24 protein-coding genes and 1 pseudogene are annotated in these 22,187 nt (G+C 73.0%); 7 read left to right on the forward strand and 18 right to left on the reverse strand.

The annotated features are described in order from the left end of the window. Nucleotides 1-4 precede the first annotated feature (4 nt). Both rlmN and EAD98_RS18065 read right to left on the reverse strand, forming a co-directional pair. On the reverse strand, nt 5-1,162 hold the full coding sequence (gene rlmN, locus EAD98_RS18060; RefSeq protein WP_121655232.1) for a 23S rRNA (adenine(2503)-C(2))-methyltransferase RlmN: 1,158 nt from the start codon (nt 1,160-1,162) through the stop codon (nt 5-7). Between the two features lie 104 nt (nt 1,163-1,266). After that, nucleotides 1,267-2,667 (reverse strand): phosphatidate cytidylyltransferase, encoded by a 1,401-nt coding sequence (locus EAD98_RS18065; RefSeq protein ID WP_121655233.1) that lies wholly within the window; start codon nt 2,665-2,667, stop codon nt 1,267-1,269. A 388-nt stretch (nt 2,668-3,055) separates the two neighbouring features. Between EAD98_RS18065 and EAD98_RS18070 the strand changes: the two genes are divergently transcribed. Further along, entirely contained in the window at nt 3,056-3,499 is a 444-nt protein-coding gene (locus tag EAD98_RS18070; RefSeq protein ID WP_121655234.1) for a hypothetical protein, read from the forward strand. A gap of 73 nt (nt 3,500-3,572) precedes the next feature. Here the strand turns inward: EAD98_RS18070 and frr are convergent, their stop codons facing one another. The 5 genes and pseudogenes from frr to EAD98_RS18095 form a co-directional block, all read right to left on the reverse strand. Then, the gene (gene frr / locus EAD98_RS18075; RefSeq protein WP_121655235.1) at nt 3,573-4,130 is read right to left on the reverse strand and encodes a ribosome recycling factor; all 558 of its coding nucleotides are present in this window, start codon (nt 4,128-4,130) and stop codon (nt 3,573-3,575) included. 88 nt (nt 4,131-4,218) lie between these two features. Then, nucleotides 4,219-4,986 carry a UMP kinase gene (pyrH, locus tag EAD98_RS18080; RefSeq protein WP_121655236.1) on the reverse strand — a complete coding sequence of 256 codons (768 nt, stop codon included), beginning with the start codon at nt 4,984-4,986 and terminating at the stop codon, nt 4,219-4,221. Between the two features lie 161 nt (nt 4,987-5,147). Next, complete coding sequence (gene tsf, locus EAD98_RS18085) at nt 5,148-5,975, reverse strand: translation elongation factor Ts (protein WP_121655237.1); 828 nt, start codon at nt 5,973-5,975, stop codon at nt 5,148-5,150. A gap of 134 nt (nt 5,976-6,109) precedes the next feature. After that, on the reverse strand, nt 6,110-7,012 hold the full coding sequence (gene rpsB, locus EAD98_RS18090) for a 30S ribosomal protein S2 (protein WP_121655238.1): 903 nt from the start codon (nt 7,010-7,012) through the stop codon (nt 6,110-6,112). Nucleotides 7,013-7,316: 304 nt separating this feature from the next. Beyond that, nucleotides 7,317-8,358: pseudogene (locus EAD98_RS18095) on the reverse strand (hypothetical protein). Between the two features lie 259 nt (nt 8,359-8,617). Between EAD98_RS18095 and EAD98_RS18100 the strand changes: the two are divergent. The 5 genes from EAD98_RS18100 to EAD98_RS18120 all read left to right on the forward strand — a co-directional run bounded on the left by EAD98_RS18100 (nt 8,618) and on the right by EAD98_RS18120 (nt 14,096). Next, nucleotides 8,618-8,977 carry a YraN family protein gene (locus EAD98_RS18100; RefSeq protein ID WP_121655240.1) on the forward strand — a complete coding sequence of 120 codons (360 nt, stop codon included), beginning with the start codon at nt 8,618-8,620 and terminating at the stop codon, nt 8,975-8,977. A gap of 30 nt (nt 8,978-9,007) precedes the next feature. Further along, nucleotides 9,008-10,528 carry a YifB family Mg chelatase-like AAA ATPase gene (locus tag EAD98_RS18105; RefSeq protein WP_121655241.1) on the forward strand — a complete coding sequence of 507 codons (1,521 nt, stop codon included), beginning with the start codon at nt 9,008-9,010 and terminating at the stop codon, nt 10,526-10,528. Then, a complete protein-coding gene (locus tag EAD98_RS18110) occupies nt 10,525-11,790 on the forward strand; it encodes a DNA-processing protein DprA (protein WP_121655242.1) in 1,266 nt (421 codons plus the stop codon). The genes EAD98_RS18105 and EAD98_RS18110 overlap by 4 nt, the downstream gene beginning before the upstream one ends. Before the next feature lie 83 nt (nt 11,791-11,873). Next, nucleotides 11,874-12,848 (forward strand): tyrosine recombinase XerC, encoded by a 975-nt coding sequence (locus EAD98_RS18115; protein ID WP_121655258.1) that lies wholly within the window; start codon nt 11,874-11,876, stop codon nt 12,846-12,848. Nucleotides 12,849-12,914: 66 nt separating this feature from the next. Continuing rightward, a complete protein-coding gene (locus EAD98_RS18120; RefSeq protein ID WP_121655243.1) occupies nt 12,915-14,096 on the forward strand; it encodes an aminotransferase class V-fold PLP-dependent enzyme in 1,182 nt (393 codons plus the stop codon). Here EAD98_RS18120 and EAD98_RS18125 read toward each other — a convergent pair. Further along, nucleotides 14,017-14,697, reverse strand: coding sequence for a murein hydrolase activator EnvC (locus EAD98_RS18125; RefSeq protein WP_121655244.1), 681 nt, complete (start codon nt 14,695-14,697; stop codon nt 14,017-14,019). The two genes, EAD98_RS18120 and EAD98_RS18125, sit on opposite strands and share 80 nt — an antisense overlap. Before the next feature lie 251 nt (nt 14,698-14,948). Between EAD98_RS18125 and EAD98_RS18130 the strand changes: the two genes are divergently transcribed. Beyond that, nucleotides 14,949-16,124, forward strand: a complete 1,176-nt coding sequence (locus EAD98_RS18130) for a sulfite oxidase (protein ID WP_233583872.1) — start codon at nt 14,949-14,951, stop codon at nt 16,122-16,124. Nucleotides 16,125-16,188: 64 nt separating this feature from the next. On the opposite strand, the gene EAD98_RS18135 is transcribed toward EAD98_RS18130, so the two are convergent. From EAD98_RS18135 to rpsP, 10 genes are all read right to left on the reverse strand, one after another. Continuing rightward, nucleotides 16,189-16,512, reverse strand: coding sequence for a DUF2469 domain-containing protein (locus tag EAD98_RS18135; protein ID WP_007075222.1), 324 nt, complete (start codon nt 16,510-16,512; stop codon nt 16,189-16,191). Continuing rightward, nucleotides 16,509-17,321 carry a ribonuclease HII gene (locus tag EAD98_RS18140; protein WP_121655245.1) on the reverse strand — a complete coding sequence of 271 codons (813 nt, stop codon included), beginning with the start codon at nt 17,319-17,321 and terminating at the stop codon, nt 16,509-16,511. Before EAD98_RS18140 ends, EAD98_RS18135 begins: the two co-directional genes overlap by 4 nt. Next, nucleotides 17,315-17,803 carry an NUDIX hydrolase gene (locus EAD98_RS18145; protein ID WP_121655260.1) on the reverse strand — a complete coding sequence of 163 codons (489 nt, stop codon included), beginning with the start codon at nt 17,801-17,803 and terminating at the stop codon, nt 17,315-17,317. Before EAD98_RS18145 ends, EAD98_RS18140 begins: the two co-directional genes overlap by 7 nt. Before the next feature lie 48 nt (nt 17,804-17,851). Next, entirely contained in the window at nt 17,852-18,487 is a 636-nt protein-coding gene (gene lepB / locus EAD98_RS18150; protein WP_121655246.1) for a signal peptidase I, read from the reverse strand. A gap of 10 nt (nt 18,488-18,497) precedes the next feature. Continuing rightward, the gene (gene lepB, locus EAD98_RS18155) at nt 18,498-19,367 is read right to left on the reverse strand and encodes a signal peptidase I (protein WP_121655247.1); all 870 of its coding nucleotides are present in this window, start codon (nt 19,365-19,367) and stop codon (nt 18,498-18,500) included. 181 nt (nt 19,368-19,548) lie between these two features. Then, a complete protein-coding gene (gene rplS, locus EAD98_RS18160) occupies nt 19,549-19,905 on the reverse strand; it encodes a 50S ribosomal protein L19 (RefSeq protein ID WP_074317771.1) in 357 nt (118 codons plus the stop codon). A 143-nt stretch (nt 19,906-20,048) separates the two neighbouring features. After that, a complete protein-coding gene (trmD, locus tag EAD98_RS18165) occupies nt 20,049-20,822 on the reverse strand; it encodes a tRNA (guanosine(37)-N1)-methyltransferase TrmD (RefSeq protein WP_121655248.1) in 774 nt (257 codons plus the stop codon). Between the two features lie 10 nt (nt 20,823-20,832). Then, nucleotides 20,833-21,390 (reverse strand): ribosome maturation factor RimM, encoded by a 558-nt coding sequence (rimM, locus tag EAD98_RS18170; RefSeq protein WP_121655249.1) that lies wholly within the window; start codon nt 21,388-21,390, stop codon nt 20,833-20,835. After that, nucleotides 21,390-21,650 (reverse strand): RNA-binding protein, encoded by a 261-nt coding sequence (locus EAD98_RS18175; RefSeq protein WP_172862164.1) that lies wholly within the window; start codon nt 21,648-21,650, stop codon nt 21,390-21,392. Before EAD98_RS18175 ends, rimM begins: the two co-directional genes overlap by 1 nt. Then, entirely contained in the window at nt 21,625-22,113 is a 489-nt protein-coding gene (gene rpsP, locus EAD98_RS18180; RefSeq protein WP_121655250.1) for a 30S ribosomal protein S16, read from the reverse strand. Before rpsP ends, EAD98_RS18175 begins: the two co-directional genes overlap by 26 nt. Between the last annotated feature and the right edge of the window lie 74 nt (nt 22,114-22,187).

Raw genomic sequence — 22,187 nt, forward strand, 5'->3', positions numbered from 1 at the left:
CCGGTCACGCCGGTGCCTCTCCGGCGCGGTCGGTGTTGGTGTCGTTGTCCTCGGCGGCGGCGAGCTGGCCACACGCGCCGTCGATTTCGCGACCTCGGGTGTCCCGAACGGTGGTGGACACCCCGGCGTCGCGCAACCGCCGGACGAACTCCCGCTCAACCGGCTTCGGGCTCGCGTCCCAGCGGCTGCCCGGCGTCGGATTGAGCGGGATGAGGTTCACGTGGGCCAACTTGCCGGCCAGCAGCCGCCCGAGCAGGTCAGCTCGCCACGGCTGGTCGTTCACGTCCTTGATCATCGCGTACTCGATCGACACGCGACGGCCCGTCCGGGCGGCGTAGTCCCACGCTGCGTCCAGCACCTCGGCTACCTTCCAGCGCTGGTTTACCGGCACGAGTTCGTCGCGCAGATCATCATCGGGCGCGTGCAACGACAACGCAAGGGTCACTGAGAGGTCTTCGCTGGCCAGTCGGCGGATGGCCGGAACCAGGCCGACCGTGGAAACGGTGATGTGCCGCTGCGACAGGCCGAGCCCCTCCGGAGCCGGGCTGACCAGGCGGCGGATCGCCGCGATCACCCGAGAGTAGTTGGCCAGTGGCTCGCCCATGCCCATGAAGACGACGTGCGACAGCCGCGGCGGAGAGCCGGCGACGGCACCCGAGGCCGCCACCCCGGCCAGGTACACCGCCTGGTCGACGATCTCGGCGGTGGACAGGTTGCGGGTCAGCCCGGCCTGGCCGGTCGCACAGAACGGGCAGGCCATGCCGCAACCCGCCTGGCTGGAGATGCAGACGGTGACCCGGTCCGGGTAGCCCATCAGCACGCTCTCCACCAGCGCGCCGTCGTGCAGCCGCCAGAGCGCCTTGCGCGTCGCGCCGTCGTCGCAGGCCAGCTCGCGCACCGGGGTGAGCAGCGTGGGCAGCAGCTGGTCGGCCAGCCGGTCCCGGGTCGCCGCCGGCAGGTCGGTCATCGCCTGCGGGTCGCGGACCAGCCGCCCGAAGTAGTGGGTGGAGATCTGCTTGGCACGGAACGCCGGCTCGCCCAACCCGGCGACCAGGGCCTGGCGGCCGGCCAGGTCGAGGTCAGCGAGGTGCTGCGGTGGCATGGAGGCCCGGCGTGCGGCGGGGGCGTCCGGGGTGGCGGGGATCAACGGCAGGCTCGTCATGGCTGGTCCAGTGTGTCACGCCGTCGGCGGCAGGTACCCGTCCGGAGGTGTCGAACCGGCCCCGACCGCCGGGTCGGGATGACCGGGACGCCGTGATCCATGCCTCAGTTCACCACCGGCACGAAGACCGCCAACAGCAGGTACGCCGTCGGCACCGCGAACAGGATCGAGTCCAACCGGTCCATCAGGCCGCCGTGGCCCGGCAGCAGGTTGCTCATGTCCTTGACGCCGAGATCGCGCTTGATCATCGACTCGGCCAGGTCACCGAGGACCGCCGCGCAGGAGACCGCCAACCCGAACAGCGCACCCCACCAGGGGGCCAGGTCGAACATCAGCCAGAGCAACAGGGCGCTGCCCAGCGCCGCCGCGGTGACCGAACCCGCGAAGCCCTCCCAGGACTTCTTCGGGCTCACCGACGGCGCCATCGGGTGCCGACCGAAGGACACGCCGGCCGCGTACCCACCGGTGTCGGACAGGACCACCGCGATCAACGTGGCCAGGATGCGCAGCGGACCGTCGTCGGGAGCCGCCGCCAGCAGCGCCGCGAACCCGCCGAGGAACGGCACGTAGACGGCGATCAGGGTGGCCGCGGTCAGGTCCCGCTGGAAGCCGGCCGGACCGTCGCCCAGCCGCCAGATCATGGTGCCCAGGACGGTGACCAGCAGGCCCAGGCTGAGCGCGTCCGGGCCGGCGAACCAGGCCAGGCCCACGGTCAGCACGCCACCGGCGACCAACGGCACCAGCGGCGGGTGGGCGCCGCTGCGCCGGACCGCCCGGGCCATCTCCCAGATGCCGACGGCGATGGCGGCGGCGATCACCGGCAGGAACGCCAACGGGTAGAAGACCAGCGGCACCACGATCAGCGCGCCGAGACCGAGCCCGACCCCGATGGCCGCCGGCAGGTTGCGGCCGGCCCGCCCGGTGCCCACCTGCTGGGTGGCCGGTCGGTCCGCACTGGCCCGGCGTCGGCCCTTCGGCCGCCGGCCGGACGGTGGCTCCGACGCGGTCACCGCGTCCTGGTCCGGCGCGAGGTCGGCCCGAACGGGCGCGAGCTGCGCGGTCGGATACCCGGAATCGTCGTCGTAGTTGACCGGACCACCGCGGTCGTCGAAGCGCTCCGGGCCGTCGTACCGACCCGGGGCGTCGCCGCCGGCGGGCGGGCGGTCCGCGTACCGGCCGGCACGGCCCCGGTCGTCGTACCGGTCGGGCTGGTTCCGGTCGTCCTCGTACCGGTCCCGGTCGTCGAAGCGGTCGCGCCGGTCCCGGTCGTCGAAACGGTCCCGGTCGTCCGGGCGGACCGGCCGGCCGGGCTCGTCGTACGGTTCCGGCGGGTACGGGTCGGCGTACGGGCGGGTGCGGGGCTCGGCGTACAGCTCAGGGCCGGCGGCCGGGCGACTGTTCCACTGGCCCGCTTCGAGCTCCTGATCGGGCCAGGGCAGGGCCACCGGCCGCTCCGGCCGGTCCCAGCCGCGGGGCTCGCCACTGTAGGGGTCGGGGTGGGTCATCACGCACCGCGACGCGGCACGAGAACCACCACATGACGCAAGACCACAAGCATCCCCTACAGGCGCGACTTCGTTCCTCTGGTCGACCGCCCCGACGGTCGGTCGATTCCCGGGGTTCACCACCCGGTGGCCGGGAATCCTGCCGAGCCTACTGCACCCGCCGGATCGGCACGGCGGACGAGGCACGGCGACGGGGATCGCCCTGGTCGCCAGCCCCCCGTGTCGTTGGCACACAGCCATCCGGTACGACACCTCAGGTGGGATCCGCAGCCATCGATCCGACTGGCGGCCTGCACGATCAGGTACTGAGTCGAGCACACCCCGTGTGGTCCGCTGGTGCGGCGCGCCGGCGCGAAGCCTGCGCGTCCGACGGGGGAAGGACACACACATGTACAAGGTCAGTCTGGCGGCGCTGACGGCGGCCGCCATGGTTCTGGTAGCGGGGTCACCGGCCGCCGCCACCACGACCGGCACCAAAATCACCATCGATCGCCACGCCAGCGAGCTGTACCTGTTCGAGCCGCCGGGCGCCGAGCCCGGCGAGGCGTACCCGGCGACCGGGGTCGAGGCCACCGCCCGCAACTGCCCGGCCGGCCCGCACCTCATGTCGGCCTCGCTGGTGCAGGACGGCCTGCCGACCCTCTGGGCCACCTCGGGACGGGGCGCCGGCGAAATCCAGTGCGACGGTGGCAGGGTCGAACTCGGGATGGCCTTCGCCCGGAGAAATCCGGTACTGCACCCGGGCAAGGCCACCGTTCGGTTCGCGCTGCGCGACTGGTACACCGGGGAGCAGCTGGCCGAGAGCACCAGGACCGTCTGGATCCCCTGCTGACGTACGACGCGAGGCCCGTCCCCGGCGTCCGGGACGGGCCTCGCGGCAGATCAGCCGACGAGCGGCCAGAGGATCACACCTCGAGCAGCTCGGTCTCCTTGTGCTTGACCAGGTCGTCGATGCTGGCCACGTAGCGCTGGGTCAGGTCGTCCAGCTCCTTCTCGGCGCGGCGACCGTCGTCCTCGCCGGCCTCGCCGTCCTTGACGATCCGGTCCAGCTCCTCCTTGCCACGGCGGCGGACGTTGCGGATCGCCACCTTGGCCTCCTCGCCCTTGTGCCGGGCCACCTTGATCATGTCGCGGCGGCGCTCCTCGGTCATCTGCGGGAGCAGGATGCGCAGCTGGTTGCCCTCGTTGTTCGGGTTCACCCCGAGGTCCGAGTCGCGGATCGCCTTCTCCATCGCATTGATCTGCGAGTTGTCGTACGGCTTGATGATCGCCATCCGCGGCTCGGGGATCGCGACGGACGCCATCTGGGTCAGCGGCGTGGGGGTTCCGTAGTAGTCGATGATGATCTTGGAGAACATGGCGGGGTTCGCGCGACCGGTGCGGATGGCCCCGAACTCCTCCTTGGCGTGCTCGACCGCACGCTCCATCTTTTCCTCGGCCTCGAGGAGGGTGTCGTCGATCACCGGTCTCCTCGCCTCCTTCTGTGCTCGTCGTGGGCTCTGCTGAAAGTCACCGGGACCGCCGCTGCCGTCGCCGCGGGCGGAGCGGGGCTCAAGCGGTGATCAGGGTGCCGATCTTGTCGCCACCCACCGCGCGGATGATGGTGTCGTCACCCTGCGCGCCGAAGACCAGCATCGGCAGGCCGTTCTCCATGCAGAGGCTGAACGCCGCCGCGTCGGCCACCCGCAGGTTGCGGCGCAGCACCTCGGAGAAGGTGATCGAGTCGAGCTTGCTGGCGGTGGGGTCGATCCGGGGGTCGGCGGTGTAGACGCCGTCCACGCCGTTCTTGCTCATCAGCACCACGTCGGCCCGGATCTCCAGCGCCCGCTGGGCGGCCACCGTGTCGGTGGAGAAATACGGCATCCCCGCCCCGGCGCCGAAGATGACCACGCGGCCCTTCTCCAGGTGCCGGATCGCCCGCAGCGGAATGTACGGCTCGGCCACCTGCGCCATGGTGATGGCGCTCTGCACCCGGGTCTCGATGCCTTCCTTCTCCAGGAAGTCCTGCAGGGCGAGGCAGTTCATCACGGTGCCCAGCATGCCCATGTAGTCGGCGCGGGCCCGGTCCATCCCGCGCTTCTGCAGCTCCGCGCCGCGGAAGAAGTTGCCGCCGCCGACCACCACGGAGACCTGCACGCCGCGGCGGACCACGGTGGCGATCTGCCGGGCGATGGCCTGGACGACGTCCGGGTCGACGCCGATCGCGCCGCCACCGAACACCTCACCGGAGAGCTTCAGCACCACCCGACGGGCGCGTCCGGGCGGCGGCGCCGTCGGATCCTCCACCGCCAGCGTCCGGTCACTCACAACCTGCGTCATCCGCCCCGCCCTTCCCCACGCGCACGCCCCGTGCGGCGCGTACCGCGAACCTGCCGCTGCCGACCCTATGTGACGAGGAGGCCGCGGTGCCTGTCACGTACACCGGCGGCCTCCTCGTCGACGTCTCCTGCCCACGGGCGCCCGCGGCGCCCGGCGGCGGCTCAGGCCTGGCCGACCTCGAACCGCACGAAGCGGGTGACCTCGATGCCGGCCTCGGCCAGCATCTGCTTCACCGACTTCTTGTTGTCGGCCACCGACGCCTGCTCGACCAGGACGTAGTCCTTGAAGAAGGCGTTCACCCGACCCTCGACGATCTTCGGCAGGGCCGCCTCGGGCTTGTTCTCCTCGCGGGCGGTCTGCTCGGCGATGCGCCGCTCGGACTCGACGACCTCGGCCGGAACCTCGTCCCGGGTGAGGTACTTCGGCCGCATCGCGGCGATCTGCATGGCGACACCACGAGCGTCGGCGTCGCCCGCCTCGTCGCTCTTGCCGGTGTACGACACCAGCACACCGACGGCCGGCGGCAGGTCCTGGGCCTTGCGGTGCAGGTAGACCGCGGTGGTGCCCTCGACCTTGGCGAACCGGTTGAGGACCAGCTTCTCGCCGATCTTGGCGGACTGCTCCTGGATCAGGTCGGCGACGGTCTTGCCGTTCAGCTCGGTCGCGAGCAGCTCCTCGGCGGTGTTCACGCCGGAGCGCTCACCGTGCTCGACGAGCTGCTGGGCCAGCGCGATGAACGACTCGGTCTTGGCGACGAAGTCGGTCTCGCAGTTGAGCTCGAGCAGCGCCTTGCCGGAGTGGGCGACCAGGCCGTTGGCGGCCGTACGACCGGCCCGCTTGCCGACGTCCTTGGCGCCCTTGACGCGCAGAATCTCGACGGCCTTGTCGAAGTCGCCCTCGGCCTCGGTCAGCGCCTTCTTGCTGTCCATCATGCCGGCGCCGGTGAGGTCGCGGAGCTTCTTGACGTCCGCGGCGGTGATTTGGGACATGGCTCTCTCTTCGGTGTTGAGACGGCGTGTGGATGGTCAGAGGTGCCGGTTACCCGGATCCGGGCGGATCGTGCCCGGCGTACCGCCGCTGCCCGCCGTCCGCGAAAACGGACGGCGAGGCAGCGACGGTGCGGTCACTCCGCGGTGGCGGCCGCCGGCTGCTCGGTGGCGGCCTGCGCCGGCTGCTCGGCGGCGGCGGGCTGCTCGGCAGCGGCAGCGGCCGGCTGCTCGGCCGGGGCGGCCGACTCGTCGGCCTTCTTCGGCTCCAGCAGCTCGCGCTCCCACTCGGCCAGCGGCTCGTCGCTCGCGACACCCTCGGGCTTCTCGTCCCCGCCCCGGCGACGGCCGGAACGCGCGATGAGACCGTCCGCGACGGCGGCGGCGACGACCTTGGTCAGCAGCTCGGCCGAGCGGATCGCGTCGTCGTTGCCCGGGATCGGGAAGTCGACCTCGTCCGGGTCGCAGTTGGTGTCCAGCACCGCGATCACCGGGATGCCCAGCTTGCGGGCCTCGTCGACGGCGATGTGCTCCTTCTTGGTGTCGACGATCCAGACCGCGGCCGGCAGCTTCTGCATGTCCCGCAGACCGCCCAGCGTGCGGGTCAGCTTGATCTTCTCGCGGGAGAGCTGCAGGGTCTCCTTCTTGGTGTACCCGGCGGCGGTGCCGCTCAGGTCACCGAGGGCCTCCAGCTCCTTCATCCGCTGAAGGCGCTTGTACACCGTCTGGAAGTTCGTCAGCATGCCACCGAGCCAGCGGTGGTTGACGTACGGCTGGCCCACGCGGGTCGCCTGCTCGGAGATCGCCTCCTGAGCCTGCTTCTTGGTGCCGACGAAGAGGATGCTGCCACCCTCGGCGACGGTCCCACGCACGAACTCGTACGCCTTCTCGATGTAGTCGAGGGTCTGGCGCAGGTCAATGATGTAGATGCCGTTGCGCTCGGTCATGATGAAGCGCTTCATCTTCGGGTTCCAGCGCCGGGTCTGGTGCCCGAAGTGGACACCGCTCTCCAGCAGCTGGCGCATGGTCACGACGGCCATGGTGGGGTACTCCTCAAGATCCCTGGTTGTCACGCCCGGCCGGTGGCCGGGCGTCCTGGCGCCTGGTCGCCGGCCATGGTGTTCCCGACCAAGATCGGGACCAGGGAGGCCGTCGCCCCACGACGATTCGTGGAGAGGGCGCGCGAGGTCGACCGCACGAGGCGGTCGCCAGTTGGCCAGTGTACGCCCCTGTCCGCCCGACGGGCTGCCGGGTGCGCGCCGCCCCGCCCCGGCGGGCTGCCGGGTGCGCGCCGCCTCCGCCCGGCGGCTCAGCCAGTGGCGGGCGGCCGCTCCGAACTCCCGATCAACCGGCGGCGAGCGCGGCGGCGACGAAGAGCACCAGGCCGACGGTCAGATAGGCCGTCGGGGGCCGCAGCCAACCCCGACCGCCGTCGGAGAGCGCCAGCCCGCCGGTTCGTAGCCCGTACAGCCCCGTTGCGAAGATCGGCAGCCCGGCGACCAGGAAGATGCCCACCACCACGTTCCCGGCGGACAGCGGATCGCTGGTCACGCCGTCGAGCAGCACCCGCAGCGCCGGGATCTCGAAGATCAGCACCAGCAGGGCGAAGAGCACCGCCAGCGCCGGGCGGCGGGTGCGGTAGACGCCATCGGCCGCTGGCGGGTACGCCGGCGGCTCCCCCGCGGGCAGCTCACCACCCCGGGGGCCGACCGGCGGCATCGGCCCGGTCGGCATCTCCAGCGGGTGCGGCTGGTCGCCGCCGCGGCCGGGTTCAACGATCGGGTATCCGCCGAGCGGGGCGGGACGGGCCGGGTCGGCGAGCACACCGGCGTCACCGGCGAGCGCGGCCTCCCGGGCGCCGGTGAGCGGCATCGACTCCCGGGCAGCGGTCAGCGGCATCGACTCCCGGGCGGCCGTCAGCGGAGAACCCGTCGGCGCCGTCTCCCGCGCGGCCCGGCGACCGGGCAGCTCACCGGAGACCTCCGAGGGGTCGCGGTCCTCCGCCCGCCGCGAGCGGGTAGCCCGGTAACCGTCGGCCTCCGGCCGGGCGTCACCCAACGGGTCGACCGCCCCGAAGCGTCCGGAATCAGCCTCGGCCGTACCGAAGCCACCAGGCTGGGCGCTCACCGCACCGAAACGGCCGGAGTCGGATTCCGGAGTGCCGAAGCGACCGGTGCCCTCGCCGTAGCGGCCCTCGTCCGCGTCGCGCTGATCGGGAACCCGGACCTCGTCGTCCCGGTACCGCGGTTCGCCCGCGCCACGCCACTCCGACTCGCCGTAGCCGCGACCCCGCTCGTCGGGGTACCAGCGCGACTCCTGATCTTCCGGAAAGCTCCGTCGTCCGTCCACGTCCGGCACCGTATGCGACGGACCGCCGCCGCGCCATTTCAGCCCGGCGCCTCGCCTCATCGGGGACACACGCTGCAGGATCGACGGCACCCACCACAGTGAGCGCGATACCTCAGAGTCATAAATATGCCTCTGAGGTATCGCGGTTTTCACCGCACATTCCCTCCGCGAGGCCGGCAACGGAGCCGTAGCACAGGGCGGGGTTGATCGGTTGGTCGTCCACAGGACAGCGGTTGTCCACAGGTGGCCGATGTCGGGGTCGCAGCGGTCGGGCCCCGGCGGGCACCGTGCCAGCCATGACGAAGCGGAACCAGGCGGTCGGCGCGTACGGCGAGCGCTGCGCGACCCGACACCTGATCGGGGCGGGGCTGCGACCGGTCGCCCGAAACTGGCGCTGCCCGGACGGGGAGATCGACATCATCGCCTGGGACGGGCCCGTGCTCACCTTCTGCGAGGTGAAGACGCGCCGGGGCGACAGCTTCGGCACCCCGGCCGAGGCGGTCGTGCCCGCCAAGGCACGGCGACTGCGCGGGCTAGCCGCACGTTGGCTGGCCGAGACCGGGACGACCGCCGAGGAGGTGCGGTTCGACGTGCTCTCGGTGCGGTTGCCCGACGCGGGCCCGGCCCAGGTCGATCACCTCAAGGGCGCGTTCTGAGATGCGCGCTCCGGAAGGTCGGGAAGCGCCATGAGTTACGCGAAGGTGCTCTCCGTGGGGCTGGTCGGCGTCACCGGCCACCTGGTCGAGGTGGAGGCCGATCTCGCCGCCGGCCTGCCGGCGGTGGTGATCTCCGGGCTGCCGGACACCGCCCTGCACGAGGCCCGCGACCGGGTCCGGGCGGCCGTGGTCAACTCCGGCCAGCGCTGGCCCAACCGGCGCATCACCCTGAACCTGCTGCCGGCGACGTTGCCGAAATTCGGCTCCGCGTTCGATCTGGCCATCGCCGCCGCACTGCTGGGCGGCTCGGGTGAGCTGCCACTGCTGCCCCTGGAGGGGGTGGTGGTCCTCGGCGAGCTGGGGCTGGACGGGACCGTCCGGCCGGTGCGCGGGGTGCTGCCGATGGTCGCCGCCGCCGCCCAGGCCGGCGTCGGGCGCGTGATCGTCCCGGCCGGCAACGCCGCCGAGGCCGCCGTCATCCCCGGGATACGGGTGCGGGCGGTCGACACGCTGCACCGGCTGGTCACCTTCGTCCGGGAGGGCAGCCCGCTGATCGAACCATCGGCCGAGACCCCGGAACCCGTCACCGGTGGCCCGGACCTGGCCGAGGTCGCCGGGCAGCAGATGGGGCGACGCGCGTTGGAGGTCGCCGCCGCCGGCGGGCACCACGTGGCGCTGCTCGGCCCGCCGGGCGCCGGCAAGACGATGCTGGCTGAGCGGCTGCCGTCGATCCTGCCCGAGCTGGACGACGACGCGGCGCTGGAGGTCACCGCGCTGCACTCGATCGCCGGGCTGCTGCCACCGGGCGGTCGGTTGCTGCGCCGCCCGCCGCTCCAGGCGCCACACCACACGGCCACCGTGCCGTCGCTGGTCGGTGGCGGTTCAGGGCTGGCCCGACCCGGCGCGGTGTCGCTGGCCCACCGCGGCGTGCTCTTCCTCGACGAGGCGCCGGAGTTCAGCAAGGGCGCCCTGGAGGCGCTGCGCCAGCCGCTGGAGCACGGCCGCGTCAAGCTGGCCCGCAGCGGGGGCGGCGCCGAATATCCGGCCCGGACCCAACTGGTGCTGGCCGCCAACCCTTGTCCGTGCGCGAAGCCGGGCGGGGACGCGTACTGCGAGTGCACCCCGCTCGTCCGCCGCCGTTACCTGGGCCGGCTGTCCGGGCCGCTGCTCGACCGGATCGACGTGCAGGTGCGGCTGATGCCGGTGCGGGCGGCGGAGCTGATGGCTGCGGGAAGCGATGCGGAGTCCTCGGCCACGGTCGCCAAACGGGTGGTGGCTGCCCGGCAGGCGGCGGCCAGCCGCTGGGCCGCCCTCGGCCGGCGGCTCAACGCGGAGGTGGGCGGCCCGCACCTGCGCCGACCGCCGTGGCGGCTGCCCGCCCGGGACACCGCCGAGCTGCGCGGACGGCTCGACTCCGGCTCGCTGTCGGCACGCGGCTTCGACCGGGTGATCCGGATGGCATGGACGATCGCGGACCTGGACGGACGGGACCGGCCCGACCGGGAGGACGTCCGGGAGGCGATCCAACTACGCACGGGAGAGGCGACGTGAGCGCTGAAGACGAACGGCGGCTGGCCCGGGTGGCGCTGACCTGGCTGGCCGAGCCGGGCACCCGCGCGGTGCACCGGCTGGTGCAGCGGCTGGGCCCGGTGGCGGCGCTGGATCTGCTGCTCGACGGCGGTAGCCCGGACGGCTGGCTGCACACCACGGTTGCCGCCCGGTCGGCCGCCGCCGACGCCCGCGCGGTGGCGGCCGAGGCACTGGATCGGGCAGACCGTCTCGGTGCCCGGCTGGTCACGCCCGACGACGACGAGTGGCCGGGCCGGGTGGCCGGCCTGGCCAAGCTCCAACTGCCGGACGTCAGCCGGCGGGTGGACGTCGAGACCGCGCCGCCGCTCTGCTTCTGGGTCCGGGGAAGCTGGCCGCTGGGCGAGGCGCTGGAACGATCGGTGGCCGTGGTCGGGGCACGGGCGGCGACCGGCTACGGCCTGCACGTGGCCACCGAACTGGGGTACGGGCTGGCCGAACGGGACTGGACGGTCGTGTCCGGTGGCGCGTTCGGGATCGACGCGGCCGCCCACCGGGGCGCCCTCAACGCCGGCGGCCTGACCGTCGCGGTGCTGGCCTGCGGGCTGGATCGGCCGTATCCGATGGGTAACGCGGCGCTCTTCGATCGGATCGCCGACACCGGCCTGCTGGTCAGCGAGTGGCCGCCCGGGGCCGAGCCGCTACGACCCCGGTTCCTGATTCGCAACCGGGTCATCGCCGGAGGCACCCTCGGCACCGTCGTGGTGGAGGCGTCCGCACGGAGCGGCGCGACGCAGACCGCCCGGCGGGCCATCCACACCGACCGGGCGGCCATGGTGGTTCCCGGGCCGGTGACCTCGGCGATGTCCGTCGGCGCGCATGAGCTGCTCCGCGAGTTCCCGAAGGCTCGCCTCGTCACCGGGGTGGCGCACGTGCTCGAGGAGGTGGGCCGGATCGGCGCCGACCTGGCGCCGCTGGCCCGGGGCCCGCAGCGACCGGCCGACACGCTCGACGACGACGCGCGGTCGCTGTTGGAGGCACTACCTCGCCGGGGCGCGCTGGGCGTGGACGGGCTGGCCGCCCGGGCGCGCGTCGACGTGCGCACCGCACTGCGCAAACTGTCCCTTCTGGAGGAGCTGTCCCTGGTGGTCCGCCGCGACGACGGTTACGCCCTCGCCCCGCCCGTCCGGCGGAAGCGGACGACGTCCGCCAGCCCGACACCCACCACACCAGCGCCGACCACACCGACCCCGTCGCGGCCGGCGGTGCGCGACGCGCGGCCGTAGGCTGGTGGCGTGCCAGCTGTCAGCGGGGGTGCGTGGGCCCATCGCCGCCCGGCCGCCACCACGGCGCCGCCGGCCGGGCGGCGATGAGCCGGCCTGCCCGGGGCACCCGGGCCACCCACCAGGAGCTGCCGCCGGCGCTGCGCGACGCGGTGGACGACTTCGCCGAGCACCTGTCCCGGGTCCGCAACCGGTCGGCGCACACCGTCCGCGCGTACGTCACCGATCTGGTCTCGCTGCTCGACCATGCCGTCCGGATGGGCTGTGTCGACCTGGCCGAGCTTGACCTGTCGGTGCTGCGCAGCTGGCTGGCCCGGCAGCGGACGACCGGCGCGGCCCGCACGTCGCTGGCCCGGCGGGCCGCGTCGGCGCGCGCGTTCAGCGCCTGGGCGCACCGCGCCGGGCTGCTCGCCGCCGACGTAGGCGCCGCGCTGGCCAGCCCTCGCGCGCACCGGGAACTGCCCACCGTCCTGCGCGCCGACCAGGCCGCCGCCCTGGTGGACGCGCCGACCCGGCTGCCACCCACCTCCACACCGACCGAGTCGACAACGGCCGAGGCGGTGCCACTGCGCGACCGGGTGCTGCTGGAACTGCTGTACGCCACCGGCGTGCGGATCAGCGAGGCCTGCGGGTTGGACGTCGGAGACGTCGACCACGGCCGCCGGGTGATCCGGGTGTTCGGCAAGGGCGGTCGGGAACGTTCGGTGCCGTACGGGGTGCCCGCGCAGCGAGCGTTGGACGACTGGCTGCGCCGTGGCCGCCCGGCGCTGGTCGGCGCCCGCTCAGGCGACGCGCTGCTGCTCGGCGCCCGGGGCGGCCGACTCAACCCGACCACCGCACGTCAGATCATCGGCGGGTACGCCGAGGCCACCGGCCTGCCCCGGACCAGCCCGCACGGGCTACGTCACTCCGCCGCCACCCACCTGCTGGAGGGCGGCGCGGACCTGCGCGCCGTGCAGGAACTGCTCGGCCACTCGTCGCTGGCCAGCACGCAGATCTACACGCACGTCTCGGTGGAGCGGCTGCGCGCCGCCTACCGCCAGGCCCACCCACGCGCCTGACCCCCGCAGGCCGACCCCGCATCGGACGCCACTCGGGGATGATCGACCGGCGGTTACGATCACCGGGTGAGCGCCCCGCAGCCCCCTGTGCCGATCCCGGGCGCCCGCCTGCTCTTCTCCCTCGACCCGGCGGTCAGCCACCTCAACCACGGCTCGTTCGGCGCGGTGCCGATCGGCGTGCAGCGTGCCCAACAGCGGCTGCGCGACGAGATGGAGGCCAACCCCCTGCGCTTCTTCACCCAGGGCCTGGTTGACCGGATCGCGCACACCCGCCGGCACCTGGCCACCTTTCTGGGCGCCGACCCGGACGGCAGCGCCCTGGTCGGCAACACCACCACCGGCGTCGCCGTGGTGCTCCAGTCGCTGGGGTTGCAGCCCGGCGACGAGGTGCTCAGCACCGACCACGGGTACGGGGCGGTAGGCCTGGCCATCCAGCGCGAGTGCCGCCGGACCGGGGCGGTCAGCCGAGTGCTGCCGATCCCGCGGGGCGCCACCGACGAGCAGATCGTGCAGACCGTGCGCGCCGGGCTGCGCCCGGGGCGGACCCGGCTCCTCGTCGTCGATCAACTCACCTCGGCCACCGCCCGGCTCTTCCCGGCCGCCGCCATCGTCGGGGTGGCCCACGAACACGGCGTCCCGGTCCTGGTGGATGCCGCGCACGCCCCGGGGATGCTGCCGACCCCGGTCATCAGCATCGGCGCCGACTTCTGGGTGGGCAACCTGCACAAGTGGGGGTACGCCCCGCGGGGCACCGCCCTGCTCGCGGTGACCGCGGCGTGGCGGGATCGGATCGAGCCGCTGGTGGTCTCGTGGGAGCAGGAGGCCGGCTTCCCGGCCCGGGTCGAATGGCAGGCCACCCTGGACTACACCTCGTGGTTGGCCGCCCCCGCAGGCCTGTTCACGCTTCGCAGCCTGGGCGTCGACCGGGTTCGGGAGCACAACGCCACGCTCGCCGCGTACGGCCAGCGGGTGGTGGGGGACGCGCTGGGTGTACCGCCCGCCCAGCTGCCCGACCCCGGCGGGCCCGCGGTGGCTCTGCGCATCGTCCCGCTGCCGGCCGGCATGGCCACCACCATCGACGCGGCGCGGGCGCTGCAGACGCGCATCGGCGAGCGGCTCGCCGCCGAGGTGGCGGTGATGACCTGGAACGGTCGGGGGTGGCTACGGCTCACCGGTCAGGTCTACAACGCCGCCGACGAGTACGAACGGCTGGCCGTACGACTGCCGGCGCTGCTCGCCCAGCGCTGACCCGACCGACCGGGAGCAGGCGTACCGGGCCGAGGCCGAGCAGGGCCAGCGGGTCGAGGTACTCGACGTCCCGGCGCAGGCCCCAGTGCAGGCAGGTCAGGGCCGGGCAACCCGGATGACCGGCCAGCAGCTCGCCCAGCGGCGTACCGGCGGCGACCTGCTGGCCGGGGCGTACCGCCGGTCGCACCGGCTCGTGGGTGGTCCGCAGCCCGCCGGAGTGCCCGACGGTGACCACCGGCCGACCGGCGACCAGGCCCGCGAAGAGCACCGTGCCCGGCCCGGCGCTGCGGACCACCGCCCCGGCCGGCGCGGCCAGGTCCACTCCCCGGTGCCCGGCCAGCCACGGCCGGGGTGGCGGATCGAATCGGCGCACCGGGCGGGGCGGCCCGTCGACCGGCCAGCGGAACCGCCCGGCACCGACGTCCGTTGGGGCGGGCGCCACGACCGCGACCGGCACGACCGGCGTCGGCGCGCGGACGGGCGGCGCCGCGACCAGCACCGCCAGGCCGCAGAGCTGGACGGCCAGCGCGAGGGGCAACGCGGCGCAGAGCAGCACGGTGCGGCGGACCGGAACGGTAGGCGGGGCGGGTGGCGGTCGCATGACGGCAGCCTGCGACCGGGCCTGGACCGCCGGGCACCCCGAGCGGCCGAGCTGTGGACAGGTGGGGGTGCTGTGGATGGCCACCCGGAGCGCCCGGTGATCTGTTATGTCGTGGCCGGCTGAACGCTGTCCCTGTCATCCCGCGTGGGTCGGAGGGTTCGCGCGCACCGGGCCGGACCTGGGCCGTCGCGGAGGGCCTAGGCTGGTCCGCGTGCGAGCGCAGCGCCGCCGTCCGAACCGGGGAGGCACCCATGACCACTGTCGATGACCGGACGCCGAGGTCTCCGCAGGACGACCCGACTCCGCACCACGGGGCCGTCGGCGCGCCGACGGTGGCCGAGGTGAGCGGCCCGTCGCGGATCGCCGAGCCGGACGAGGCGTTCAGCGCCGAGGAGTTGCAGCTCGCCGCCCGCAACCACGGCATACCGCTGGAGGCGCTGCGCTACGACGTCACCCCGGCGGGGCTGCACTACCTGCTCACGCACTACGACATTCCGGAGCTGGACCCGGCCACGCACGCGCTGACCGTCGGCGGCGCGGTGGACCGGCCGTTGACCGTCAGCCTGGCGGAGCTACGTGAGCGGCCCCGGGTCACCCACCGGGTCACCCTGGAGTGCGCCGGCAACGGTCGGGCCCTGCTGCACCCCCGGCCGGTCAGCCAGCCCTGGTTGGTCGAGGCGGTCGGAAACGCCGAGTGGACGGGCACCCCGCTGGCGCCGCTGCTGCGCGAGGCGGGTCTCGGGCCGGACGCGGTCGACGTGGTCTTCACCGGCGCCGATCACGGCGTCGAGCGCGGGGTGGAGCAGGACTACCAGCGCGGGCTGCCGGTCGCCGACGCGCTGCGCGACGAGGTGCTGCTGGCGTACGAGATGAACGGTGCTCCCCTGCTGCCGCAGCACGGTGCGCCGCTGCGGCTGATCGTGCCGGGCTGGTACGGCATGGCGCACGTGAAGTGGCTGCGCTCGGTGGAGGTGCGGACCGAGCCGTTCGAGGGGTACCAGAACGCGGTCGCCTACCGGGTGCGCCACGACGCCGACGACCCGGGCGTTCCGGTCACCCGGATCGAGCCGCGCGCGCTGGTCCGCCCGCCCGGCTTCCCGGACTTCATGTCCCGCCGCCGGGTGCTCCGGCCGGGACCGTGCACCGTGGACGGTCGAGCCTGGTCGGGGCACGCGCCGGTGGTCGCCGTGGAGGTGACCACCGACGGCGGGACGAGCTGGACGCCGGCCGAGCTGGACGCCGCGGAGGGCGACTTCGCCTGGCGACGGTGGCGGCACGAGTGGACCGCGACGCCGGGCCGGTACGTGCTCAGCGCGCGGGCGACGGACGCCTCCGGGCGGACCCAGCCGGTCGAGCAGCCGTGGAACCGGGGCGGCTTCGCCAACAACCTGGTGCAGCGGGTCGAGGTCGTGGTGCCGGCCGAGTGACCGGCGGCGTGGGCTGCGCCACGGGTGGGGGGCCCGTGGTGCGGCCCGGCGGAAACGGGTGCGGTCAGCCGCCGAAGCCGGAGTCGGCGGGCAGCGAGATGTCGGGCTTTTCCAGCTCCTCGACGTTGACGTCCTTGAAGGTCATCACCCGGACGTTCTTCACGAAGCGGGCAGGACGGTACATGTCCCACACCCAGGCATCGTGCATCTCGACCTCGAAGTAGACCTCGCCGTCGGAGTTGCGCACGTGCAGGTCGACCTGGTTGGCCAGGTAGAACCGGCGTTCCGTCTCCACCACGTAGGAGAACTGGCGGACAATGTCGCGGTACTCCCGGTAGAGCTGCAGCTCCATCTCGGTCTCGTACTTCTCGAGATCTTCCGCGCTCATCGCACTCCGCCTTCCATGACCACATCTTCCCCCACCGGCGCCGGAGGCCGAAGCTGCTCGCCCAACGCCACGCCGACGGTACTCCCTGACGCCCAGGAGCGCTCCATCGGCTCGTCCGGGCCCGGATGCACGGGCCGGCGGGAGCGCGGCGGCCGCCCGTCGCGGCCGGAGACCGCGGCGACGTTGACGTACGAGAAACGGTGCTCCCGGCACGGCCCGTGCTCCCGCAGCGCCGCGGAATGCTCCGGCGTGATGTAGCCCTTGTGCTCGGCGAAACCGTACGCCGGGAACACCCCGTCCAACTCCACCATGATCCGGTCCCGGGTCACCTTGGCGAGCACGCTGGCCGCCGCCACGCAGGCCGCCACCCGGTCGCCCTTCCACACGGCCAGCCCCGGCACACCCAGGCCGTCCACGCCGAAGCCGTCGGTCAGCACGTACTCCGGCCGGGTGGTGAGCGAGGCGAGCGCCCGGCGCATCGCGGCCAGGTTGCACACGTGGAGCCCCCGGGCGTCGACCTCCTCGGCCGGGATGACCACCACGGCGTACGCCAGCGCACGGTCCACGACCTCCGCGTACACCCGCTCCCGGGCGGCCGGGGTGAGCAGCTTGGAGTCGGCCAGCTCCTCGATCTCGCCGCGCCGCCCCTCGGGCAGCACCGCCGCGGCGGCGACCAGCGGGCCCGCGCACGCGCCCCGACCGGCCTCGTCGGCGCCGGCGACCAGCCGGAAGCCGCGCCGCTGCAACGCCCGCTCCAGCGCGTACAGCCCGGCCTCCCGGCGCACGACGGTGCGCGGCGGGGTCAGCACGAGCCCTCGTCCCGGCCGGCGCTGGCGGTCGGTCGCAGGAGCCTGCTCAACAGGGCGGGCAGCTCGGCCGGGTAGTACCGCTCATCGCTGGCCGCCAGCTCGTCCGGCGGCCACCAGCGGTGACCGGCGATGCTGCGCTGCTCGACGTCGTCGAAGCCGGCGGTGTCCACCTCCCACGACGACACCCGGACCAGGAAGAACACCTGCTGCTGGCTGTACCACACACCGTCGAACGGGAACTCGGTCGTCTCGGACCAGACCGGCTCACCCAGCTCGGCGGGGTCGAGCCGCAACCCGGTCTCCTCGGCCAGCTCCCGGATCGCGCCGGCCGCCGGTGACTCCGCCGGATCGAGTCCGCCGCCCGGGGTGAACCAGTAGCGGTGCCCGGGGCGCGCCGGGTCGAAGCCGTGAAAGAGCAGGACCCGGCCGGCCGCGTCGACGAGCAGCACGCGGGCGGCGCGTCGAGGGGTGTAGACGGTCACGGCCCCAGCCTGCCAGACCGGCGGCGGATCGCCCACGCCCCCGTCGACCTACGGCTTCGGGATGCCGTCGAACTGGTCGGGCACCGTCAGCCAGGTGGCGCGGTTGACCGGCCAGAACACGGTGAACGCCCGCCCGACCACCTCGCCCTCGGGAATGGTGGCCTCGGTGATGTTCTGCCCGGACTGCTGCCAGTGCTCCAGCGAGTCGCCCGAGGCGGACCGGTGGTCGCCCATCACCCACAGCCGCCCCTTCGGCACGGTGATGTCGAATTCCTGGTCGGCCGGCTTGTCGCGGATCCCGTCCATCGAGAAGATGTACGGCTCGTCGAGCGACTTGCCGTTGATCACCAGCCGCTCCTCCGGGTCGCAGCAGACCACGTGGTCGCCACCGACACCGATCACCCGCTTGATGAAGTCCTCACCGTCGGGGTTGCCGCTCCACTCGATCGGCGCCTTGAACACGATCACCTCGCCGCGGTGCGGCGAGCGGAAGTCGTAGACCAGCTTGTTGACCAGCACCCGGTCATCGATCTTGAGAGTGTTCTCCATGGACGGGGAGGGGATGAAGAAGGTCTGCAGCACGAAGGCGCGGACCAGCACCGCAACCAGGATCGCCACACCCAGCAGGATCGGCAGCTCCTTCCAGAAGGAACTGCGGGGCTTGTCGGTCTGCTCGTCAATCACGCCAAGGAGCCTACGTTGCCGGGCTGGACGTCACCGTCCGGAACGCGCGGGAACCCCGCAGCGCGGCTACCAGGGGAAGAAGCAGCAGCACACCGCCCTGTGGGGTCGGTCGGACCGGAGGCGCGCCCGAGGAGGCCGCGGCCGGCCCGGACACGTCGTCGAACGTCGACGGCACCGACAGCGGATCCCACCGGGAGGACGGCCAGACCACCATGAAGGCGCGGCCGACCACGTTGTCGATCGGCACCGGGCCCTGGCAGCGCGCGTCCTGGGAGACCAGCCGGTGGTCGCCCATCACGAAGATCTGGCCGGGCGGCACGACGACCTCGTCGAAGCGCCGGGAGCGGCACTCCCCCGGGTTGGGCGGCAGATCCAGCGGGGAGTCGCGCACCACGTAGGGCTCGTCGAGCGGGGTGCCGTTGACGGTGACCCGGCCCTGGCTGTCGCAGCACTTGACCCGGTCGCCCGGGAGGCCGATCACCCGTTTGATGAAGTCCTTCTCGCCGGGGCGGCTCACCCCGACCAGGTCGCCGACGGTCCGGGTGAGCTTGCCGGTGAAGCCCGGCGCCGGCTGCTCGTCGACCTGTGGCGCCCAGCGGTCGGTGCCCCGGAAGACCACCACCTCGCCGCGTACCGGGTCGCGGACGTCGTAGACGACCTTGTTGACCAGCACCCGGTCGCCGATCAGGAGCGTGTCCTCCATCGAGCCGGACGGAATGAAGAACGCCTGGAGCAGGAAGGTGCGGATCAGCACCGCGAGGCAGAACGCGACGACCAGGAGCAGCGGGAGCTCCTGCCAGAGGGGCATCTGCCGGCGGGTGCGGCGGGACCGCCGGCGCCACGGATCGACGGTGCCGTCCTCGTCAAGCGTCTGCACCACGCCACTCCCCGGTCCGCAGAAACACCACCGCCCGGGGGCCTCGTCGAGGCCCCACGGGCGGTTGTGGACGGCTGCCCGCCACGTGGGCGGGGCCGCCGCTTGGCTGCGCCCGTACGACCAGGGTAGTGCGGTCCGGTCGGTACGGCATACGCGCAGCTCAGGCGGCGTGGCGAGCGGGAAGTCAGCTGGGCTGCTTCTCCCGCTTCTCCTTGATCTTGGCCTTCTTGCCGCGCAGCTCGCGCAGGTAGTACAGCTTGGCGCGGCGCACGGCACCGCGGGTCACGATCTCGATCCGGTCGATGCCGGGGCCGTTGAGCGGGTAGGTCCGCTCGACGCCGACACCGAAGCTCACCTTGCGGACCGAGAAGGTCTCGCGCAGTCCGTCACCCTGGCGGCGGATGACGACGCCCTGGAAGATCTGGACACGGGACCGGTTGCCCTCGACGACCCGCGCGTGCACCTTGACGGTGTCACCGGCACGGAAGTCGGGGAGGTCGGTCCGCTTCGACTGGGCGTCAAGGGCGTCCAGGATGTTCATCGCTGCGTCCTCGTAAGGCTCACGGCGCACCGTCACTCGGTGCGCGGGTGGGTGATTCTGATCCCCGGGTGGTGATCGGCGAGCCGACCCCGGTCGGGAATCCTCGCAGCCGCCCGCGGGCGCGGACGGATGCGGCAACCCCTCTACTTTGCCACATCTCCCGGCGGGGGCTGAAATCCGGCCCGATCCAGCGCCGCGATGTCCCGTTTGTCGAGCCGGTCGGGGGGCAGCGCGGCGAGCAGGTCCGGACGCTGCGCGGCGGTGCGCAGCAGCCCCTCCTCTCGCCGCCAGCGGGCGATCTTTCCGTGGTCGCCGGAGCGGAGCACCTCCGGCACGTCGTGCCCGCGCCAGCTCGGCGGCTTGGTGTAGATCGGTGCTTCGAGCAGCCCGTGCGCGTGTGACTCCTCGTCCAGCGAGCCGGCGTTGCCCAGCACACCGGGCAGCAGCCGGGTGATCGCCTCCAGGACGACCAGCACCGCCACCTCGCCGCCGAAGAGCACGTAGTCGCCGAGCGAGACCTCGGTGACCGGCATCCGGGTCGCGGCGTGCGCCAGCACCCGCTGGTCGATCCCCTCGTACCGGCCGCAGGCGAAGAGCAGGTGCGGCTCGGCGGCCAGCTCGTACGCCATGGCCTGGGTGAACGGAACACCGGCCGGCGAGGGCACCAGCAGCCGGGGCGGCGGGGCCTCGGCCGGGGCGAGCGCGTCCAGCGCGCCGCCCCACGGCTCCGGACGCATCACCATGCCCGGACCGCCGCCGTAGGGGGTGTCGTCGACCGTGCGGTGCACGTCGTGGGTCCAGGTCCGCAGGTCGTGCACGGCCAACTGGAGTACGCCGTTGGCCCGGGCCCGGCCGATCAGGGACAGGTCCAGAGGGGCGAAGTACTCCGGGAAGATCGACACGATGTCGACGCGCATGGGGGTGGTCCTAAAGGTCGAGCAGTCCGGCCGGCGGGTCGACGATCACACGTCCACCGGCCAGGTCGACCTCCGGAACGATCGCCCGGACGAACGGGATCAACGCGACGCGCCCCTCGGGGCGCCGCAGCACCAGCAGGTCGGACGAGGGCGCGTGGTCGATCCGGGCGACCTCGCCCAGCCGCTCGCCGGCCGGGGTGACCACGGCCAGCCCGACGAGCTGGTGGTCGTGGAACTCCTCCGGGTCCTCCGGCGGCTCCACGTCGGCGCTGTCCACCACGAGCAGGGTCCCGCGCAGCGCCTCGGCGGTGTCGCGGTCCAGGATCCCGGCGAACGCGACCAGGATCCGGCCCTGGTGGAAGCGGGACTCCTCGATGGTCAGCTCGGTCGGAACCCGGAACGGCACCCCGGGACCATCCGCGGGTGCGGAAGGCGGAACCGCCCCAGGCTCGGTGCGCAGCACCGACCCTGGGGCGAACCGTGCTTCGGGCTCGTCGGTCCGCACCTCCACGGTGACCTCACCGCGGACACCGTGCGGCTTGCCGATCCTGCCGACGACGAGCTGCATCAGTACGAGTCGACGATGTCGACGCGTACCCCGCGCCCGCCGATGGAGCCGATCACCTGGCGCAGCGCCTTGGCGGTCCGGCCGGACCGCCCGATCACGGTGCCGAGGTCCTCGGGGTGCACGCGGACTTCCAGCCGCTTGCCCCGACGGGAATCGACCATCCGCACCCGGACGTCGTCCGGGTGGTCGACGATGCCCTTGACCAGGTGCTCCAACGCCGGACGCAGAGGCATGTCAGGCCTGCTCACCGGCGTCGGCAGCGGCGGCCGGGGCCTCGGCCGGAGCCTCGGTCTTCGGCGCCTCGGCCGGAGCCTCGGCCTTCGGAGCCTCAGCGGCCTTGGCGGCCTTCTTGGCCGGCTTGGCCGGGGTCTCCGGGGCGAGCCCGGCGGCGGCCTTCGCCTCAGCCTCGTACGCCGCCTTGCGGTCGGCCCGCTCGGGGGCGACCTTCAGCGGCGGCGGGGCCGGCAGGCCCTTGTACTTCTGCCAGTCACCGGTCAGCTCCAGCAGCCGCTGCACCGCCTCGCTCGGCTGAGCGCCGACGGACAGCCAGTACTGGACCCGCTCCGACTTGACCTCGATGACCGAAGGGTCCTCCTTCGGCTGGTACACCCCGACGAACTCGATCGCCCGGCCGTCACGCTTGGTGCGCGAGTCGGCGATGACAATGCGGTACTGCGGGTTGCGGATCTTACCCATCCGCAGGAGCCGGATCTTTACGGCCACAGTTGTTTCGCTCCTGTTGCGATCTCACCAGCCCGGCACGGGCGGTGTGTATGGGTGAGCGCCGACGGCACAGT

It is taken from the genome of Micromonospora sp. CV4 (assembly GCF_003667455.1).
GTDB lineage: Bacteria > Actinomycetota > Actinomycetes > Mycobacteriales > Micromonosporaceae > Micromonospora.

What these genes read in the sequence shown, in the direction of transcription:
- rlmN (WP_121655232.1), bottom strand. Translation starts at nt 1,162, where the DNA reads ATGACGAGCCTGCCGTTGATCCCCGCCACCCCGGACGCCCCCGCCGCA.
- EAD98_RS18065 (WP_121655233.1), bottom strand. Translation starts at nt 2,667, where the DNA reads ATGACCCACCCCGACCCCTACAGTGGCGAGCCCCGCGGCTGGGACCGG.
- EAD98_RS18070 (WP_121655234.1), top strand. Translation starts at nt 3,056, where the DNA reads ATGTACAAGGTCAGTCTGGCGGCGCTGACGGCGGCCGCCATGGTTCTG.
- pyrH (WP_121655236.1), bottom strand. Translation starts at nt 4,986, where the DNA reads ATGACGCAGGTTGTGAGTGACCGGACGCTGGCGGTGGAGGATCCGACG.
- tsf (WP_121655237.1), bottom strand. Translation starts at nt 5,975, where the DNA reads ATGTCCCAAATCACCGCCGCGGACGTCAAGAAGCTCCGCGACCTCACC.
- rpsB (WP_121655238.1), bottom strand. Translation starts at nt 7,012, where the DNA reads ATGGCCGTCGTGACCATGCGCCAGCTGCTGGAGAGCGGTGTCCACTTC.
- EAD98_RS18100 (WP_121655240.1), top strand. Translation starts at nt 8,618, where the DNA reads ATGACGAAGCGGAACCAGGCGGTCGGCGCGTACGGCGAGCGCTGCGCG.
- EAD98_RS18105 (WP_121655241.1), top strand. Translation starts at nt 9,008, where the DNA reads ATGAGTTACGCGAAGGTGCTCTCCGTGGGGCTGGTCGGCGTCACCGGC.
- EAD98_RS18115 (WP_121655258.1), top strand. Translation starts at nt 11,874, where the DNA reads ATGAGCCGGCCTGCCCGGGGCACCCGGGCCACCCACCAGGAGCTGCCG.
- EAD98_RS18125 (WP_121655244.1), bottom strand. Translation starts at nt 14,697, where the DNA reads ATGCGACCGCCACCCGCCCCGCCTACCGTTCCGGTCCGCCGCACCGTG.
- EAD98_RS18130 (WP_233583872.1), top strand. Translation starts at nt 14,949, where the DNA reads ATGACCACTGTCGATGACCGGACGCCGAGGTCTCCGCAGGACGACCCG.
- EAD98_RS18135 (WP_007075222.1), bottom strand. Translation starts at nt 16,512, where the DNA reads ATGAGCGCGGAAGATCTCGAGAAGTACGAGACCGAGATGGAGCTGCAG.
- rplS (WP_074317771.1), bottom strand. Translation starts at nt 19,905, where the DNA reads ATGAACATCCTGGACGCCCTTGACGCCCAGTCGAAGCGGACCGACCTC.
- trmD (WP_121655248.1), bottom strand. Translation starts at nt 20,822, where the DNA reads ATGCGCGTCGACATCGTGTCGATCTTCCCGGAGTACTTCGCCCCTCTG.
- rimM (WP_121655249.1), bottom strand. Translation starts at nt 21,390, where the DNA reads ATGCAGCTCGTCGTCGGCAGGATCGGCAAGCCGCACGGTGTCCGCGGT.